Source organism: Azospirillum formosense (assembly GCF_040500525.1).
Taxonomy (GTDB): domain Bacteria; phylum Pseudomonadota; class Alphaproteobacteria; order Azospirillales; family Azospirillaceae; genus Azospirillum; species Azospirillum formosense_A.
Genome location: NZ_CP159402.1, coordinates 1,915,530 through 1,933,239, shown reverse-complemented (window position 1 = coordinate 1,933,239; position 17,710 = coordinate 1,915,530). Strand labels below are relative to the sequence as shown.

The 17,710-nt window shown below is 69.5% G+C and carries 16 protein-coding genes; 7 read left to right on the top strand and 9 right to left on the bottom strand.

Annotated elements, in window-relative coordinates; genetic code table 11:
• Positions 1-271 precede the first annotated feature (271 nt).
• Entirely contained in the window at positions 272-1,627 is a 1,356-nt protein-coding gene (locus ABVN73_RS09230; RefSeq protein WP_353857732.1) for a globin-coupled sensor protein, read from the top strand.
• 43 nt (positions 1,628-1,670) lie between these two features.
• On the opposite strand, the gene ABVN73_RS09225 is transcribed toward ABVN73_RS09230, so the two are convergent.
• Positions 1,671-2,669: a glycosyltransferase family 1 protein gene (locus ABVN73_RS09225; RefSeq protein WP_353857731.1), complete on the bottom strand. Its 999-nt coding sequence runs from the start codon at positions 2,667-2,669 to the stop codon at positions 1,671-1,673.
• On the bottom strand, positions 2,666-3,526 hold the full coding sequence (locus tag ABVN73_RS09220) for a UDP-2,3-diacylglucosamine diphosphatase (protein WP_353857730.1): 861 nt from the start codon (positions 3,524-3,526) through the stop codon (positions 2,666-2,668). Before ABVN73_RS09220 ends, ABVN73_RS09225 begins: the two co-directional genes overlap by 4 nt.
• Before the next feature lie 194 nt (positions 3,527-3,720).
• Between ABVN73_RS09220 and ABVN73_RS09215 the strand changes: the two genes are divergently transcribed.
• From ABVN73_RS09215 to ABVN73_RS09205, 3 genes are all read left to right on the top strand, one after another.
• Entirely contained in the window at positions 3,721-4,662 is a 942-nt protein-coding gene (locus ABVN73_RS09215; protein WP_353857729.1) for a diacylglycerol kinase family protein, read from the top strand.
• A 121-nt stretch (positions 4,663-4,783) separates the two neighbouring features.
• Positions 4,784-6,394 carry a hypothetical protein gene (locus ABVN73_RS09210; protein ID WP_353857728.1) on the top strand — a complete coding sequence of 537 codons (1,611 nt, stop codon included), beginning with the start codon at positions 4,784-4,786 and terminating at the stop codon, positions 6,392-6,394.
• Positions 6,395-6,518: 124 nt separating this feature from the next.
• Positions 6,519-7,007: an anti-virulence regulator CigR family protein gene (locus ABVN73_RS09205; protein ID WP_353857727.1), complete on the top strand. Its 489-nt coding sequence runs from the start codon at positions 6,519-6,521 to the stop codon at positions 7,005-7,007.
• A 38-nt stretch (positions 7,008-7,045) separates the two neighbouring features.
• On the opposite strand, the gene ABVN73_RS09200 is transcribed toward ABVN73_RS09205, so the two are convergent.
• The 6 genes from ABVN73_RS09200 to ABVN73_RS09175 all read right to left on the bottom strand — a co-directional run bounded on the left by ABVN73_RS09200 (position 7,046) and on the right by ABVN73_RS09175 (position 13,365).
• A complete protein-coding gene (locus tag ABVN73_RS09200) occupies positions 7,046-8,401 on the bottom strand; it encodes a metallopeptidase TldD-related protein (protein ID WP_353857726.1) in 1,356 nt (451 codons plus the stop codon).
• Positions 8,402-8,564: 163 nt separating this feature from the next.
• Positions 8,565-9,014, bottom strand: coding sequence for a DoxX family protein (locus ABVN73_RS09195; RefSeq protein ID WP_353857725.1), 450 nt, complete (start codon positions 9,012-9,014; stop codon positions 8,565-8,567).
• A 133-nt stretch (positions 9,015-9,147) separates the two neighbouring features.
• On the bottom strand, positions 9,148-10,260 hold the full coding sequence (locus ABVN73_RS09190; protein WP_353857724.1) for a DUF3616 domain-containing protein: 1,113 nt from the start codon (positions 10,258-10,260) through the stop codon (positions 9,148-9,150).
• 39 nt (positions 10,261-10,299) lie between these two features.
• Positions 10,300-11,811 (bottom strand): UbiD family decarboxylase, encoded by a 1,512-nt coding sequence (locus tag ABVN73_RS09185; RefSeq protein ID WP_353857723.1) that lies wholly within the window; start codon positions 11,809-11,811, stop codon positions 10,300-10,302.
• Positions 11,812-11,919: 108 nt separating this feature from the next.
• Positions 11,920-12,702 carry a DNA alkylation repair protein gene (locus ABVN73_RS09180; protein ID WP_353857722.1) on the bottom strand — a complete coding sequence of 261 codons (783 nt, stop codon included), beginning with the start codon at positions 12,700-12,702 and terminating at the stop codon, positions 11,920-11,922.
• Positions 12,703-12,705: 3 nt separating this feature from the next.
• Positions 12,706-13,365, bottom strand: coding sequence for a 50S ribosomal protein L11 methyltransferase (locus ABVN73_RS09175; RefSeq protein WP_353857721.1), 660 nt, complete (start codon positions 13,363-13,365; stop codon positions 12,706-12,708).
• A 142-nt stretch (positions 13,366-13,507) separates the two neighbouring features.
• Between ABVN73_RS09175 and ABVN73_RS09170 the strand changes: the two genes are divergently transcribed.
• Positions 13,508-14,344: a CHAP domain-containing protein gene (locus ABVN73_RS09170; protein WP_353857720.1), complete on the top strand. Its 837-nt coding sequence runs from the start codon at positions 13,508-13,510 to the stop codon at positions 14,342-14,344.
• Between the two features lie 36 nt (positions 14,345-14,380).
• Here ABVN73_RS09170 and ubiA read toward each other — a convergent pair whose 3' ends face one another.
• Positions 14,381-15,307 (bottom strand): 4-hydroxybenzoate octaprenyltransferase, encoded by a 927-nt coding sequence (gene ubiA / locus ABVN73_RS09165; RefSeq protein ID WP_353857719.1) that lies wholly within the window; start codon positions 15,305-15,307, stop codon positions 14,381-14,383.
• 134 nt (positions 15,308-15,441) lie between these two features.
• Between ubiA and ABVN73_RS09160 the strand changes: the two genes are divergently transcribed.
• Both ABVN73_RS09160 and ABVN73_RS09155 read left to right on the top strand, forming a co-directional pair.
• Complete coding sequence (locus ABVN73_RS09160) at positions 15,442-16,236, top strand: 16S rRNA (uracil(1498)-N(3))-methyltransferase (RefSeq protein ID WP_353857718.1); 795 nt, start codon at positions 15,442-15,444, stop codon at positions 16,234-16,236.
• 81 nt (positions 16,237-16,317) lie between these two features.
• A complete protein-coding gene (locus ABVN73_RS09155; RefSeq protein WP_353857717.1) occupies positions 16,318-17,682 on the top strand; it encodes a glutamate--cysteine ligase in 1,365 nt (454 codons plus the stop codon).
• Positions 17,683-17,710: the final 28 nt, after the last annotated feature.

Below are 17,710 nucleotides of genomic sequence, written 5' to 3'. Positions count from 1 at the left end.
CATCCGACAAAACCAACGCGGCCAGGTGTCCCGGCCGCGGTCCCCACCACTTTAGCATGGGGGCCTGTGGCAGAGGTAAGGCTTTGCGTTGGCGCCGACCGGAAGGCTGATGACCGGATGGGGTTTGTTCGCATACCAGGGTATGACGATTTTACGACCTGTTATGATAATTTTGAAGCAATCCGATGCCATCCTCATGGCGTAGAAACGTTGGAAGCTTCAAGGATGGCGGGCAATGCGCCGGCCTCCAACATTTCAGGGTGATAACATCATGGCGGGCGTACAGGAACGTGACGGCCAGGAAAACCGGCTCCGGGCCTTCAACATCACCGAAGCGGACATCGCGCGTCTGCGCGCCAACCGGGACTTCGCGCAGCACCGTCTGCCCGTGCTGTTGGAACAATGGCACAGCGCCTTCGCGGCTTGGCCGGAAATCCGTGACGCCCTGACCCTGCCGGACGTGCACGCCGCGCGTGTGGCCCATTGGACCCGCGTGGTCTCCGGCGACCTCGGGCCGGGCTTCCTGGAATCCGCCCATCGTCTGGCCAAGGCCTTCTACGACCACGGTGTGCCGGGCTATGCGGTCGCCATCTGCCATCACACCGTGTCCAGCGGCATCGTCCGCGAACTGGGTCTCGACGCGGCGGACGGGCGCGGATCGCTGTTCGGATCGAGAAAGGCGGCGGAGCGGGCGGCCCTGCGCGACACGCTGGGGCGCGTCGCTTGGCTCGATCTGGAGGTCCTGCTGGAGACCTACGCGGCGGCGGAGCAGGAGAGCAAGCGCGCCATCCTGAGCCAGGTCGCCGACAGCCTGGAAGGCAGCGTCCGCGGCATCGCCGACAACACGGTGGCCGCGTCGGACGAGATGAAGGGCAACGCCCAGCGGATGGCGCAGATCGCCTCCTCCACCAACCGGCAGTCGCTCGCCGTCGCCGCCGCCGCCGAGCAGGCGTCCGCCAACGTGCAGACGGTCGCCGCCGCGTCGGAACAGCTCACCAGCTCGATCGCCGAGATCAGCCGGCAGGTTGCCCAGTCGTCGCAGATCGCCCGTGGCGCGGTGGCCGAGGCGGAGCGGACCAACACCACGGTCAACGGGCTGGTCGACGCCGCGCAGAAGATCGGCGCGGTGCTCCAACTCATCAACAGCATCGCCGGCCAGACCAACCTGCTGGCGCTGAACGCCACCATCGAGGCGGCCCGCGCCGGCGAGGCCGGAAAGGGCTTCGCCGTGGTGGCGCAGGAGGTCAAGAACCTAGCCAACCAGACGGCCAAGGCGACCGAGGACATCTCCGCCCAGATCGCCAGCATCCAGGAGGTGGCGCGGGGCTCCGCCGAAGCGCTGAGCGGCATCGGGGCCACCATCGGCAGCATCAACGACATCGTCATCACCGTCTCCGCCGCGGTGGAGCAGCAGACCGCCGCCACCCAGGAGATCGTCCGCAACGTCCAGGAGGCCGCCCGCGGAACCCGCAGCGTGACCGACACCATCAAGGCGGTGACCAGCGGGGCCGCCGAGACCGGCAGCCTGGCCGAGGAGGTCCTGGGAGCCGCCGGCAACCTCCACCGCGAGTCCGACCGCCTGCGCGAGAGCGTCGACCTGTTCATGCAGCGCATCCGCGCGGCGTGATCGGATGGGACCGGACCGGCCGCGCGCCGGTTCGGAGTCCGGTTCAGGCGAAGGGGCGCAGGTTCGCCAGGAACTGCTCGGCGGAGCGCCGCCAGGAAAAGTTCAGGGCGTAATCCCGGCACCGCTCCGGCGGGATGGTCAGGGCGCGTTCGACGGCCGCCTTCAGGTCCTCGTCGAGGCAACCGGCGCCGGAGCCGTCGACCACGTCCAGGGGGCCGGGCACCGGGTAGGCCGCAACCGGCAGCCCCGAGGCCAGCGCCTCCAGCAGGACCAGACCGAAGGTGTCGGTGCGCGACGGGAAGACGAAGACGTCCGCCGCCGCGTAATGCCGGGCCAGCTCCTCGCCATGACGGGCGCCGGCCCAATGGACCTCCGGGTATCTCTGCTGAAGCTCCGCGCGGGCCGGGCCGTCGCCGACCACCACCTTGCTCCCCGGCAGGTCAAGCCGGAGGAAGTCCTCCAGGTTTTTCTCCACCGCCACGCGCCCGACATACAGGGCGATGGGCCGGGGCAGCGCCAGGAAGCCCTTGGCGCGCGGGCGGAACAGCGCGGTGTCCACGCCGCGGGTCCAGCGTCTTATGTTGGTGAATCCGCGGGCGGCGAGGTCTCTCTCGATCGACGGCGTCGCCACCATCACCGCCGCGGACGGCCTGTGGAAGCGGCGCACCACCGCGTAGCTGAGCGCCAGCGGCACGGGCGCCCGGTCGCGCAGGTATTCCGGGAAGCGGGTGTGGTAGGCGGTGGTGAAGGGCCTGCCGCGGCCGAGGCAATAGCGCCGGGCGGCGAAGCCCAGCGGCCCTTCGGTCGCGATGTGGATGCAATCGGGGCGCAGCGCGTCGATCATCGCGGCCAGCCGCCGCCCCGCGCCCAGCGCCAGCCGGATTTCCGGATAGGTGGGCATGGGCACGGTGCGGAAGCGGTCGGGGCCGATCACCTCCACCCGGTGGCCCATGACCTCCAACTCCGCGCGGACGGTGCCGATCGTGCGCACCACGCCGTTGACCTGGGGCAGCCAGGCGTCGGAGACGATCAGGATGTTCACGCCGCAACCGATTCCTTGGACGCCTTCTCCTTCACCTTTTCCTTGGTCGGCTCCTTCTCCTTGGCCGGGATGCGGGCGGGCAGCGTCGTCGCGGTGCGCCGGCGGATGTCCGCCGCCCAATCGATGATCTCCAGCCGGCCGCAGGGGTGCTCGACCAAGGCGGTGCAGGACTCGACCCAGTCGCCGTCGTTGCAATAGAGGATTCCTTCCATGTCGCGGATTTCCGCGGTGTGGATGTGGCCGCAGACGACCCCGTCCACCTTGCGGCGCCGGGCCTCGTCGCCCAGCGCGGTCTCGTAGTTGCCGATGAACTCGACCGCCGTCTTCGTCTTGTGCTTGAGGAAGGCGGACAGCGACCAGTAGGGGAAGCCCAGCTTGCGGCGGACCCAGTTGAACAGCGTGTTGGCCTGGAGCAGGACCACGTAGGCGTTGTCGCCGACGAAGGCCAGCCAGCGCGCGTACTTCACGACCACGTCGAAGCGGTCCCCGTGGGTGACCAGGAGCCGCCGGCCGTCGGCGGTGACGTGGATCATCTCCTCGACCACCTGGACGCCGCCGAACTGCAGGCCGGTGTAGTCGCGGGCGGCCTCGTCGTGGTTGCCGGGAATGTAATAGACCTGCACGCCCTTGCGCGCCCGGCGCAGGATCTTCTGCACCACGTCGTTGTGCGCCTGCGGCCAGTACCAAGTCTTGCGCAGCCGCCAGCCGTCCACGATGTCGCCGACGAGATAGAGATGGTCGGACTCGTTGTGCTTCAGGAAATCGAGAAGATACTCCGCCTTGCATCCCCGCGTTCCCAGGTGGACGTCGGAGATCCAGATGCTGCGGTACTGCTTGACGTCGCGTGATGCGCTCATGCCCCGCTCCATCGCCGTTTTGGCAAGGGTTTGTTGAAACGTTTCCCGTATATCGGCGCGCCATTGCCTTGACAATGATTTCGGATGTTCGCATCTCTTCAATTAGGTGATTTTGATCAGACTTCTTTTCATTGAAACAAAGGCGAAAAATGACTTTATCAAAACTGAAACAGGATGGTCATATTGGGGCTGGTGTGGCTGACGCGGCCGAATCGGTGCCTGAGGCGTCCGGGCCGGCCGCGGCGCCTCGGCGGCGTCTTCTGGTCATCCACAACCCGGTGGCCGGCGCCCGTCGGGCGCGCCGTCTGGGTGCGGTGCTGGAACTGCTGGAGCAGCGCCACGGAGCGGTGGTGACGCTTCAGGCCACCGGCGGGCGGGGCGACGCGGAGGCGATGGCCCGCGCGGTGGCGCCCGGCGCCTTCGACGCGGTGGTCGCCGCGGGTGGCGACGGCACCATCAACGAGGTGGTCAACGGGCTGGGCGCGCGCGGTGGCGGGAGTGCGGCGATTCCCTTGGGCGTCGTGCCGCTGGGCACCGCCAACGTGCTGGCTCATGAGCTGGGCCTCCCCCTGGACGCGGAGGGCACGGCGCGGGTGCTGGCGGAGGGGCGGCCGCTGCCGGTGCATCTGGGTGTGGCGAATGGCCGCGCCTTCGCCATGATGGCCGGCGCCGGCCTCGACGCCCGCGTGGTCGAGCGGGTGGACCCGCGGCTGAAGCGGCTGATCGGCAAGGGGGCCTACGCGGTGGAAACGCTGGCCCGGATCGCCGCGGGCGGTGGAGGCCCCTACCGTGTGGCGGTGGACGGCGCGGAGCCGGTGGAGGTCGCCTCCGTCATCGTCGCCAAGGGGCACTTCTACGGGGGGCGGTTCGTTTGCGCGCCCGGCGCGCGGCTGACCGATCCGCGGCTGCACGTCTGCCTGTTCCCGCGGATGGGGCGGGGGAACGCCTTGCGCTACCTCTGGGGCGTGACCGCCGGGCGACTGCCGCGCTTTCCCGACTACCGCATCCTGCCCGCCCGCCGGGTGGTGGTCGAGGGACCGGCGGGGGAGCCCGTGCAGGGCGACGGCGACGTGATCGCCCGTCTGCCGGTGGAGATCGCGCTGGCGCCGTGGATCCTGCCGGTGCTGGCGGGCTGAAGAGTGTTTTAAGAGTCCATTAAGGGGTCTCTGGGGAAAATTACTTGGGAACATTCAATAATTACTTAGACATCTAAGGATTTAAGGCCCGCCGCCCAGGCGGGGCCGAAAGGGGGAAGCCATGTCCGCGTCGATCAACGCCCTGTTCTCGGCCACGGCGGCCAGCGCCACCGCGACCGCCGCCAAATGGACGCCCGCCGGGGGCGCCGCCGAGGCGGAGGGGACCTGGAAGGCGGCCTCCGACGCCGGGTCCTCGGCGGGCGCTTCCGCCCTGGCCGCCTTGAAAGGCGGGGACAGCGTGGAACTCAGCGGGTTGGCCAAGTCGCTGACCGGCGTTGCGGGAAAGGTCTTCGCGTCCATCGGCTCCAAGGGCCGCGCGATGCTGGAAGACTTCGTCAAGACCGGCAAGATGACCGAGAAGGACGTGGCGCTGGGGCTGCGCCAAATGGCGACCAACGCCGTGAAGGAGCGCTACGTGAAGGAGCGGCCCCAGGACGAGGAGGACAAGGCCTGGGCGGAGAAGTCGGCGTTGGCCAGCAACGCCTTCAAGACCAAGACGGAGCGGATGGACAAGGCGCTGTCGGCCTTCAACGAGGTGCGGACCGCCGCTTACACCGCCTTCGAGAAGGACCAAGACGCCGCGGCGTTCCAGGCGGCGATGGCTCCCGCCAACGAACGCTTCAAGGCGGAGACGGCGGACATCGAGCGGGAGATGAAGGAAGCCATGGGCGGCGACCTGCTCAAGGTCGAGGGCAAGACCTTTGTGAACATGCGGGACAAGGGCGAGGACGAGTTCGAGAAGCTCGATTTCGCGGGCGAAGTGGAAGGCGGCGAGGGCGGTCTGCTGGGGCCGGACAACGAGAAGGGCAAGGCCGCCGCCAAGCTCATGTCCGACCTGGGTTTCAAGGGGCAGCTCTACGCAAAGGGACTCGCGGAATACGCCGCGGACGTGAACATTCCCGGTGTCGGGCGTGGCAAGGTCGATAAGAGCCAGCCGCTTCCCGAAGGGTATGAGCCGTCCGCCAAGGAGGAGGCGGAGGCCGCCGGCCTGCCGCCGCCGCCCGCCACGGTCCTGACCACCGGCCAGACGCCGGGACTCCAGGGCTTCGCGAAGGTCGTCCAGGACGCCCGCGACTCCCTGGACGCCACCTACACGGCCATGGCGAAGGAAGGCAAGGGGGTGAACTACTCCGACCCCACCGGGAAGGACGTGGACCGGCTGTTCGGCGGCTTCGACCGGCGCAGCCTTTACGCCATCGCCAGCAACAAGGACGGGACGTTCTCCAGGAACGAGCAGGAGGCGGCGCAGTCCATCATGGCCCGCCAGCAGAAGGAGGCGATGGACGGCGCCGATCCTCTCGGCACCGACAAGGCGGCGGCCTACCGCGCCGGGGTGAAGTTCCTCGACGGGGTGAGTCAGGAGGAGAAGGAGTCGGTCAACTGGTCGGTGCAGCGCGCCGCGCTCCAGTACAGCTACGAGAAGACGGTCCAGGAGACGGGCGGGAAGATGGAGCGGCTTGGCTATGGCAGCGCGCTCGCCTCCGTGCTGAAGGACGCGCTGGAGGCCCAGGAGGCGAAGGCCGCCGACGTGATGAAGAGCGTCGGCGGGAAGACCATGGGAGGGGAGGGCACCGGCTATGTGTCGGACCTGAAGAGCCTGTCGCTGTTCCGGGACTTCCTGCCCAACCTGTCGGTGCGCGGCGCCGGCGGCCCGATGAGCGTGACGGTCTGATATCCCGCCCTTGCCACGGGCCGGCGGTCACGCTTGCGGCTAATCCGATGGGGGTAGAGTCGCGGGACGCGCCTGCGGCTCACCTTCGGCCAGCAAGGTAATGCGGATCATGAATGGGGATCGGATGCGGCGCCGGAACGGGCGCGCCGCGCTGGCGCTTCTGGCGGTGCTGTCCATCACCGGCCCGGCGCTGGCGGACAAGCCCGACTGGGCCGGCGGCCAGGGCGGAGGTCATGACGGAAGTCAGGGCGGAGGTCCCGGTGGAGGGCATGGCAAGCCGCAGGGTGGGCCGTCATACGACTCCAAAGGGCGCGATTCCAAAGGAAACGACTCCAGGGGATCGGTGTCCCGTGGCGAGGCGACGATCATCCGGGACTATTTCGTCGCCCATCCGGTCGGGGCGACCGCCCTGCCGCCGGGGATCGCCAGGAAGCTGGAGCGCGGCCGGCCGCTGCCGCCCGGCATCGCCAAAAAGGTGGCGCCCGTCGCGTTGCGCCAGAGGGTGCCGGTGTGCATGAACGGCTGGGAGTGCATCCTGGCCGGCGCGGACATGCTGATCCTGGATGCGGTGCACGGCACCATCGCCGACATCGTCCGCGGCGTGGTCCGCTGACGGGGAGTGGAGGCGCCTTGCGGCGCCTCCCGTTGCGGTCAGAGGCCGGCGATGGTCAGGCCGTCGATGCGGACGGTCGGGGCGTCCATGCCGAAGCGCAGTTCCAGGTCGCTGGCCGGCTCCAGGTTCAGGAACATCTCCTTCAGGTTGCCGGCGATGGTCAGCTCGGTGACCGGGTAGGCGATCCGCCCGTTCTCGATCCAGTAGCCGGCCGCGCCCCGGCTGTAGTCGCCGGTCACCCCGTTGACGCCCGTTCCCATCAGCTCCGTCACGTAGAAGCCGTCGGGGATCTCGGCCAGCAGCTCGTCGCGGCTCTTGGCGCCCGGGGCCATGTAGACGTTGGCCGGGGCCGGACCCGGCGGGCCGGAGGTGCCGCGCGCCGCGTGGCCGGTCGTCGACAGGCCGAGCTGGCGGGCCGAGCGCAGGTCGAGCAGCCAGGTGGTCAGATGCCCGTCCTCGATCAGGTTGCGGCGGGTGGTGGCGATGCCCTCCGCGTCGAAGGGGCGGGAGCGCAGGCCGCGCTTCACATGCGGGTCGTCGACGATGGTGATGCCGGCGGCGAAGATGCGCTGGCCCATCTTGTCCTTGAGGAAGCTGGTGCCGCGCGCGATGCTCGGCCCGCTGATCGAGCCGGTCAGATGGCCGAGCAGCCCGCGGGAGACGCGCGGGTCGAACACCACCGGCACCTTGCAGCTCTTGACCCGGCGCGGGTTCAGGCGGCGGACGGCCCGCTCGCCGGCCTCGCGCCCGATCGACGCCGGATCGCGGAGATCGGAGCCGTAGACCTTGCTGTCGTAATCGTAGTCGCGCTCCATCCCCGTGCCCGTCCCGGCGAGCACCGAGGCCGACAGCGACTGCCGCGACACGCCGTAGCGGCCGGTGAAGCCGTTGGACGCGGCGATGGCGATGGTGGAGCGGCTCCAGCCGGCGTCGGCGCCTTCGGAGTTGGTGACGCCCTCGACGGCCAGCGCGGCCTCCTCGGCGATGCGGGCGCGCTCGATCAGCTGCTCCGCCGACGGCTCCGACGGGTCGCACACGTCGAGGTCGGGGAGGGTGGTGTAGATCTGCTCCGGGTCGGCGAGGCCGCAGAAGGGGTCCTCCGGCACCACGCGGGCCATGGCGACGGCGCGCTCCACCAGCTCGTCCAGCGCCTTGGCGCTGCGGTCGGTGGAGGAGACGATGGCCTGCCGCTTGCCGATGAAGACGCGCAGCCCCAGATCGCCCGACTCGGACCGCTCCAGCTTCTCCGTCTTGCCGAAGCGCTGGCTCAGCGACAGGGAAGCGCTGTCGAACAGCACGGCGTCGGCGGAGTCGGCCCCGGCGCCCTTCGCCTTGCGGATCAGGTCGTCCAGCAGGGTCAGCACGTCGGATTGCGAGGTGGTCGAAACGGGCATTACGGTCTCCGCTAGGTCTCCGGCTTGTCTAGCAAATGGGAGCGCGGAGAAGAAGAGGAAGGGGCATATCGCCTCAGGTCGGGCGCGGTCCCGGTGCGAACGCGGCGGCGCGCGGGGGGCTGATGCCCGTCCGCGCGCCGCTTCCCGATGCTCGGTCCCGGCGTCAGGCCAGCCGGCTCTGCAGGGCGTCGCGGCCGGCGGTCGGCAGCTTCAGGGCGAAGGCGCCGTCGCCGAGCAGGGCCTGCACGCCGAGCAGCACCGTCCAGAGCACCGGGAATTCCCAGCCGCCGCCCTGGGCCGAGAAGACCCAGCCGTTGCCGGTGTGCTGGAGCGTCGCGCCGATCAGGATCGGCAGCAGGGCCAGCGAAATCCACCGGGTGAAGACGCCGGCCACCAGCAGCAGGCCGCCGCCGATCTCGCCGAGGATGACCAGATAGGCGAAGAGGCCGGGGTAGCCGAGGCTCTCGAAATAGCCGACCGTGCCGGCGATGCCGAAGGTGAAGACCTTCAGGATCAGGCCGTGGGCGATGAAGAGAAGGCCCAGGCTGACGCGCAGCAGGAAGGCGGCGTAAGGGGCGGTGCGGGTGTCGACGGCGGCGGTGTTGGCGTTCATGGCGTGGTCTCCTTGTCTCAGCGTGGTGCCCCGCCTCGGGGCTGTTGTCGTCTGAGGCCAAGAATAGCGACGTCCATCAGCGGGATAATCCGCTATTTCATGCACTGATTGTTGCTTTGGCGAGAACGAATCCTCAGGCCCGGAAGGCGTTGGCCGGATCGTAGCGGGAGGGCAGGGCGAACAGGTCGGCGGTGGTGCCGGCGCCGTGGCGGCGGGCCTTGGACGGGCTGTCATAGACCACGAGGACGGCGGGCGGAGCGCCGTCGCGGCGGACGCAGGCGATGCCCTCCGCGTGGTCGTCGCCCTTGCCGTAGGGGAGGTTCAGCAGAGGAACCAGCCGGTCGCGCGGGATGACGGTCTCGTGGGTGACCGACAGGGCGTCGGTCCAGCGCCACAGCGTGACCGGACCGTCGAGGTCCATGGTCGGCCCGGCCAGGATCACCAGATCCTCCCCGTCGAAGGTCAGTTCGCGGATGCCGAGCCCGTCGAGATCGACGAAATGCTTGCGGTACTTCTCGCCGTTCGGCCCGATCGGGCGCAACCGCAGGCGCTCAGCGACGTCCGGGTGATCCTCCACCGCCAGTTCCAGGATGCAGGCCCAGCCGCGCAGCACCGGGCCGCGCAGCCCCAGCCACACCCGGTCGCCGTGGGCGGCCATGCCCTCCACGTCGAAGCCGTTCTCCTTGGCGGGCACCGCGACGAAGCGGGCCAGATGCTCGTCCTCCGCCAGCGCCCTGGTCAGCGCGTTGCCGCCCTTGCGGAACTTCAGGCAGGCGGCCGCCCGCGCCCCGTCGCGGCGGACCGGGGTCAGGCGCCCGTCCGCCTCGGTAACCAGCGGGATGCGGCCGAGCAGGAAGCGGTTGGGATCGCAGCGCACCTCGGTCAGCCGTTCCAGCGCCGTCTCGGTGCCGTTCTCCTCGCGCTCCGGCTTCTTGCGGGCCAGCGCGTGCGAGCCGGTGACCCACAGCCAGCCGCCGGCGATGGCCATGCCCTCGATGTCCGCCTCGTCCTCGCCCGGTTCCGTCACCGGCAGGGTGAAGAAGTCCGCCAGGGGAAAGACGGCGTCCTGCCGGTAGAGGGTGCCGCCCTCCCCGGCCATCATGCGGACGACCCGCGCCCCCTCGTCCGACGCCACGAACAGGGTGTCTCCCGACCGCTCCGCCACCGAGAGGTCTCCGGCGGTCTCGCCGCCGTCGCGGAAGTGCAGGGGGACGGTGGCGATTGGATGGGCGATGTCGTTGGGCATGACGGACTCCTTGGCAGAGGCGGGACGTCCCTTAACGCCTCACTTCCAGATCGGGGTCCCGCTGCCCGGAAGTCCGTAGGACGCCCATTTGCGCGACACCTCGTCGACCACGCCCTGGTCCATGCGGATCTTCTGGCCCCACTCGCGCTTGGTCTCCGGCGGCCACTTGTTGGTGGCGTCCAGCCCGACCTTGCCGCCCAGTCCCGACTCGGGGCTGGCGAAGTCCAGATAGTCGATGGGGGTGCCCTCGATCACCGTGATGTCGCGGGCCGGGTCCATGCGGGTGCTCATCGCCCACATCACGTCCTTCCAGTTCCGCGCGTCGATGTCGTCGTCCACGACGATCACCCATTTCGTGTACATGAACTGGCGCAGGAAGGACCAGACGCCCATCATCACGCGCTTGGCGTGGCCGGGATAGGCCTTCTTCATGCTGACCACGGCGATCCGGTAGGAGCAGCCTTCCGGCGGCAGCCAGAAATCGACGATCTCCGGGAACTGCTGGATCAGCAGGGGGATGAAGACCTCGTTCAGCGCCTCGCCCAGCACCGACGGCTCGTCAGGCGGGCGGCCGGTGAAGGTGGACAGATAGATCGGGTTGCGCCGCATGGTCATCGCCGTGACGGTGAAGACCGGGAAGGGCTCGACCGAGTTGTAATAGCCGGTGTGGTCGCCGTAGGGGCCCTCGTCGGCGTATTCGTCCAGGCTGACATGGCCTTCCAGGATGATCTCGGCCTGGGCGGGCACCTTCAGCGGCACGGTCTTGCAGTCCACCAGCTCGACCTTCTTGCCCCGCAGCAGCCCGGCGAACTGGTATTCCGACAGCGTGTCCGGCACCGGCGTGACGGCGGCCAGGATGGTGCCGGGATCGGCGCCGAGGACCACCGCGCAGGGCAGCGGCTCGCGCTTGCCGCTGGAGGCCCAGCGGTGATGGTGCTGCGCGCCGCCGCGGTGCTTCAGCCAGCGCATGATCGTCTTGTTCTTCCCCAGCACCTGCATCCGGTAGATGCCGAGGTTGAAGTCGTCCTCGCGCTTGCCGGTCGGTCCCTTGGTGACGACCAGCGGCCAGGTGATCAGCGGCGCCGGCTCGCCCGGCCAGCAGCTCTGCACCGGCAGGCGGCCGAGGTCGATCTGGTCGCCGGTCAGAACCACCTCCTGGCAGGGGGCGGAACCGACCGTCTTCGGCTTCATCGACAGCACGGTCTTGGCCAGCGGGATCAGTTCCATCGCCTCGCGGAAGCCGCCCGGCGGCTCCGGCTGCTTGAGGAAGGCCAGCGTCTCGCCGACGCCGCGCAGCTCGTGCGGCTCGCGGTCCATGCCCCAGGCGACGCGCTCCACCGTGCCGAACAGGTTGACCAGCACCGGCATCTCCGAGCGCGTGCCGTCGGCCTTGATGACGTTCTCGAACAGCACCGCCGGGCCGCCTTCGGCAAGCAGGCGGGTCTGGATCTCGGTCATCTCCAGCGCCGTGGACACCGGCTCCCGGACCACCACCAGCCGTCCGGCCTTCTCCAGCCGGTCGATGAAGTCGCGCAACGAGGTGTAGGGCATGGTCGAAGGTCCGTTCGGGTGCGATGGGGTCGGGTCAGGAGAGGGCGCTTAGCATCGGCCTGGAGGGCGCCGCGTCAAGGGGTGAGGTGCCGCCTCACGCGGGTTCCTTCACACTGCGCAGGGCACGCTGCGCAGGGCGCGGCGGACGATGCGGCGGGTGGCGTCCGGGTCGGGGCTGTCAACCTCCCAGCGGGCGCAGAGGGCCTGCACCCAGCCGGGCCGGCTCTTCGCCGCGTCGTTCAGCCAGTTGGCGACCGAATCCTGGACGTAGCGCGCGCCGTCCGCCCGCAGCGGGTCGAGCACCGGCAAGCCGCGGGCCGGGTCGGTCTTCAGCGCGCCGATGTGGCCGCACCAGACGCCGCGGGGGCGGGTGGCCTCGCTGGCGAAGCGGCGCAGCCGCTCCGACGGCTCGGCGGTCCAGGGCGTGAGGAGCATCAGCGCCTCGTCGATGGCGGCGGCGATGTGGGGGCGCAGCGCCAGCCACGCCCATTCGCGCACGCCGAAATGCGGATCGTCGGCCAGCGGGCGGACGCGCTCCAGCCGTTCCGCCAGAGTCAGGCCGGGGGCCGCCGCCAACGCGTAGCAGGCCCAGCCGCGCACCGTGTCCGAGGGGTGGGCGGCCAGCCGCTCCACGGCACCCGGACCGAGGCGCTCGACCACCGCGCGTCCCGCCGCCGCCATGCGCCGGGTGACGCCCTCCTTCGGGTCGAAAGACACGGCGCCCGCGGCCTCCGGAACGGCGGCGGCCAGCAGCGCGGCGAAGTCGATGGCGAGCGATTCGGCCAGAGTGGCGGTCTCGCGCCGGCCCGCGTTCAGGTCGGCCAGCACCTCCGGCGGGATGTCGGCCATCCGGGTCGCGCCCTTGCGCGGGGCGGTCGTCGCGACGGTCATGGCTCAGGCCTCCGGCAGCAGGCGCCAGATCGTCGTTTCGCGCATCTCGCGGTCCTCCAGCTCCAGGGAGGTCGGGACGCTGTACTGCGCGACCCGCTCGATTCCGCTGAGCGGGACATAGGCGCGGCCCGGATCGCCCAGCAGGACCAGCGTGCCGGTTGCGGCGATTGCGCGCAGCCAGGCGGTCACCCGGTCGGCCATCGGCTTCTCGTAGCAGACGTCGCCCGCCAGAACGACGTCGATGCCGGGCAGGGGACGGTCCACCAGATCGGCGCTGACCGCCTTCACGTCGACCCCGTTGGATTCGGCGTTCAGGGCGATGGCGGCCAGGGCGAAGCGGTCGATGTCGCAGGACTGCACGCGCGCCGCCCCGGCCATCATCGCGGCGATGCCGACCAGCCCGGTGCCGGCGGCGAAATCCAGCACCGACTTGCCCGCCACCAGCTCCGGCCGGTCGAGGACGAGCCGCGCCACCGCCTGACCGCCCGGCCAAGCAAAGGCCCAATAGGGCGGCGGTACATTGGACTCCTTCAAAGAATCCTCGGTGGCTTCCCACAGCGGCGTGATTTCCGTCGCCAGATGCAAGGCAATCTCAGGCAGCAAAGGAGTCCGAGTTACGACCGTGTTGGCGCGGATGAAGTCGATTTGAGTAAAGTTGCTCATAACTGGACTCCCGGCGGGGGCTGCGCGGGCGTGGATGATCTATCCACAACCGGTTTTGGTTACATAATTCAAACGGAGTAGACACACCTGCTGTCCCGTGTTACCCGTTCGAAAGGAGAAAAACAAAGGGCATGGGGCTGATATGAGGTCGAAAGGGATTGCACTCTGCGCATCGTTCGCGGCGTTCATCACTCTCTGCCCGTTCACCATATCCCAAGCCCAGGCCCAGGACGGGGATTGCGTCCGCACGCTGCGTTCCATATCGGATTTCGAGATCCGGGGCGACGCCTGGACGTGGTGGAACACCGCCGCCAGCCAATATGAGCGCGACCAGCGCCCGGCGCTCGGCTCCGTCCTCGTCTTCAAGCGGTCGCAGCGGCTGGGCCGCGGCCACGTCTCCCTGGTCAGCCACATCATCGACCGCCGCACCATCGAGGTGGACCACTCCTGGCTCGACGGCCGCGGCCTGCGCCGCAACATGCGCGTGGTCGACGTCTCGCCGCGCAACGACTGGTCGGCCGTCCGCGTCTGGCACGAGCCGTCGGACCAGCTCGGCCTGCGCGTCTACACCACCTACGGCTTCATCCTGCCGGAGGGCGAGGAGGCGGATGTCCGTCAGGCCGATTCCCGCGGCGCCGGCATCGGCAGCACCTTCGCCGTCGCCCCGCAGGGCCGCTCCACGCCCAAGCCGGCCGCCGGGCCGCGCCTGATGGAAGCCTCCGTGAAGGGCCACGCCGTCGCCGTTCCGGGGCGCAAGCCGCAGGTGCTGACCGCCTCGCTCACCCTCTCCGGGAAGGGAACGGCCGCGAAGACGGCGCAGCCGGTGATGACGGTCGCCGTGCTGCCGGCGCGCAAGCCGACCCTGCCGGCCTCCCGGAACGGCGTCGAGATGGTGGCCTCCACCGAGGGCGTCCGCGCGGTCCTGCCGGCGCGCAAGCCGGGCTCCGGCGACAGCACCGTCGCCGAGCTGACGCGCTAAGCCCCCTGCAAGTCCCCTCCAAGCCCCTCGGCCGCCTCAGATCTTCCCGGCCAGGAAGGCCACCAGCACCAGCCAGCCGAACCAGCGGTTCGACTTGAACGTCTTCAGGCAGTCCGTCTGATCGTCGGGGTTCCAGGTCGCGACCTGCCAGGACAGCTGCAGCGCGGCCAGCGAGAGCAGCGGCAGGAACAGCCCACCCAATCCGGCCAGACGCCCGGCGATGCCGATCCCCACGAAGGTCAGCGTGTAGAAGCCGTAGATCCAGATCTTGCTCTGGTCGCCCAGCCGCAGGGCGGTGGACTTCACGCCGATTCGCGCGTCATCCTCCTTGTCCTGGTGGGCGTAGATGGTGTCGTAGCCCAGCGTCCAGACGATGCCCGCGGCGTACAGCGCCAGCGCCGGCCATTCCAGCTCGCCGCGCACCGCGGTCCAGCCCATCAGGGCGCCCCAGTTGAAGGTCAGCCCCAGGAAGGCCTGCGGCCACCAGGTGATGCGCTTCATCAGCGGGTAGGTGAAGACCAGGACCAGCGACAGAACCCCCAGCCCGATGGTCAGCGGATTGAACTGCACCAGCACCGCCAGCCCGACCAGAAGCTGGAGGACGAGGAAGGCCAGCGCCTGTTTGACCGACACCTGCCCGGAGGGGATCGGGCGCGTCCGCGTGCGCTCGACCATCGCGTCGAAGTCGCGGTCGAGGATGTCGTTCACCGTGCAGCCGGCCCCGCGCATCACCACGGCGCCGACCGCGAACAAAGCCATCAGCCAGAGGTCGGGCAGCGGCCCGGAGCCGGCCAGCGCGATGCTCCACCAGCCGGGGAACAGCAGCAGCCAAGTGCCGATGGGCCGGTCCAGACGCGCCAGCCGCAGATAGGGACGGACCGCCGCCGGGGCGAAGCGGTCGATCCAGTCGCCGCGCCGGATGTCGGTGAAGTCGCCGGGGGCGGGGGAGGCGGGGCTGGTCATGGCGGACTCGGGGAAAGGAAGTGGAGGAAGCCGGGGGCAAGGTAGCGGCGGGGGTGGGTCCCCGCAAGGCTGGGCCGTTTCCGCCCCCGAGCGTTATCGCTATAGTCGGCGCCGCACACCGGAGACCTCGCGCCATGGCAAACCAACCGAAGACCCGCCTCTATGTGGACAGCCCCCTCGGCGAGGGGCAGGCGGTGGGGCTCGACCCCGAGCGGGCGCATTTCCTGCGCCATGTCCTGCGGCTCGACAAGGGCGACGTCGTGGCCGTCTTCAACGGGCGGGACGGCGAATGGTTGGCCGCCATCGACGGCTTCGGCAAGGGCTGGTGCTCGCTCACCGTGACGGCGCAGCGGCGTCTCCAGGCGGCCGGGCCGGACCTCTGGCTGCTGTTCGCCCCGATCAAGCGCGGGCGCATCGACTTCGTCGCGGAGAAGGCCAGCGAGCTGGGCGTGTCGCGCCTGTGGCCGGTCTTCACCCGCCGCACCGACCCCAACCGAGTCAACACCGACCGGCTGCGCGCCAACGCCATCGAGGCCGCCGAGCAGTCGGAGCGGCTGACCGTGCCGGAGATGGCCGACCCGCTGCCGCTGGACAAGGCGCTGGCCGGCTGGCCGGTGGAACGTACGCTGTACCTGTGCGCCGAAGCCGGGAACGTACGCCCCATCGCGGAGGCCGTCCGCGACCGTCCGCGCGGCCCCGCCGCCTTCCTGATCGGACCGGAGGGCGGCTTTGCGCAGTCCGAACTTGACGAAATTTGCAAACTCCCCTTTGTTGTTCCCGTCGGTCTGGGGCCCCGCATTCTCCGGGCCGACACGGCGGTGGTCGCAGCGCTCGCCTGCTGGCAGGCCCTTGCGGGGGACTGGACGGCGGACGGCGGCGACACCCGACCGCCCTTCCGCGCGCCGGCCGACCCCACCGTCGGGGAGTAAGGGCCGCTCGACGCGCCGCTGTTCCGAGGCGGGCCGTTTGACTCGTTGGCCAGTTTAGACTTTTTGAAAGCGGGAGCTTCCATGTCCGCACCTCCGCAGACGCGTGGTGAACCGATCACCGACCGCCGCCAACTGGCGGCCTATCTGGAATCCGGCAACAAGCCGGCCGACCAGTGGCGCATCGGGACCGAACACGAGAAATTCGCCTACCGCGTCTCCGACCACCGGCCGCTGCCCTACGAGGGGCCGGACGGGATCGGCGAACTGCTGACCCGCCTGCAGCGCTTCGGCTGGGAGCCGGTGGAGGAGAAGGGCAACCTGATCGCCCTGACCCAGGGCATGGCGAACATCACGCTGGAGCCGGGCGGGCAGGTGGAGCTGTCCGGCGCCCCGCTGGAGACCCTGCACCAGACCTGCGCCGAGGTGCACCGCCACCTCGATCAGGTGAAGGAGATCGGGGGCGAGCTGGGCATCGCCATGATGGGCCTGGGCTTCCAGCCGAAATGGCGGCGCGACGAGATCCCCTGGATGCCCAAGGGCCGCTACAAGATCATGGGCGACTACATGCCCAAGCGCGGCAACCTCGGCGTCGACATGATGACGCGCACCTGCACCGTGCAGGTGAACCTGGACTTCGCGTCGGAAGCCGACATGGTGAAGAAGTTCCGGGTCAGCCTGGCGCTTCAGCCCATCGCCACGGCGCTGTTCGCCAACTCGCCCTTCACCGAGGGCAAGCCGAACGGCTTCCAGAGCTTCCGCAGCCACATCTGGACCGACACCGATCCCGACCGCACCGGCGACCTGCCCTTCGTGTTCGAGGACGGCTTCGGGTTCGAGCGGTACGTGGACTATCTGCTCGACGTGCCGATGTACTTCGTCTACCGCGACGGCACCTACATCGACGCTTCCGGCCAGTCCTTCCGCGACTTCATGCAGGGCCGCCTGCCGGCGTTGCCGGGCGAGGTCCCGCTGATCACCGACTGGGCCGACCACATGACCACCTCCTTCCCCGAGGTGCGTCTGAAGAAGTATCTGGAGATGCGCGGCGCCGACGGCGGCCCGTGGCGCCGCCTGTGCGCCCTGCCGGCCCTGTGGGTCGGGCTGCTCTACGACACCCAGGCGCTCGACGCCGCCTGGGACCTCGTGAAGGGCTGGACGACGGAGGAACGCGCCCACCTGCGCGCCGAGGTGCCGCGCCACGCACTGCGCACCTCCTTCCGCGGCCGCACGGTGCGGGAGGTCGCGCTTGAGGTGCTGGAGATCGCCCGCGGCGGTCTGGCCCGCCGCGCCCGCAACGACAACTGGGGCGACGACGAGGCGCATTTCCTGAACACCCTCCTCGACATCGCCGAGTCCGGCCAGACGCCCGCCGACGAGCTTCTGGCGAAGTTCAACGGTGCCTGGGGCGGCAGCGTCGATCCGGTGTTCAAGGAATACGCCTACTGAGTTCCGCCCTGGTGGCTGCTTAACAAAG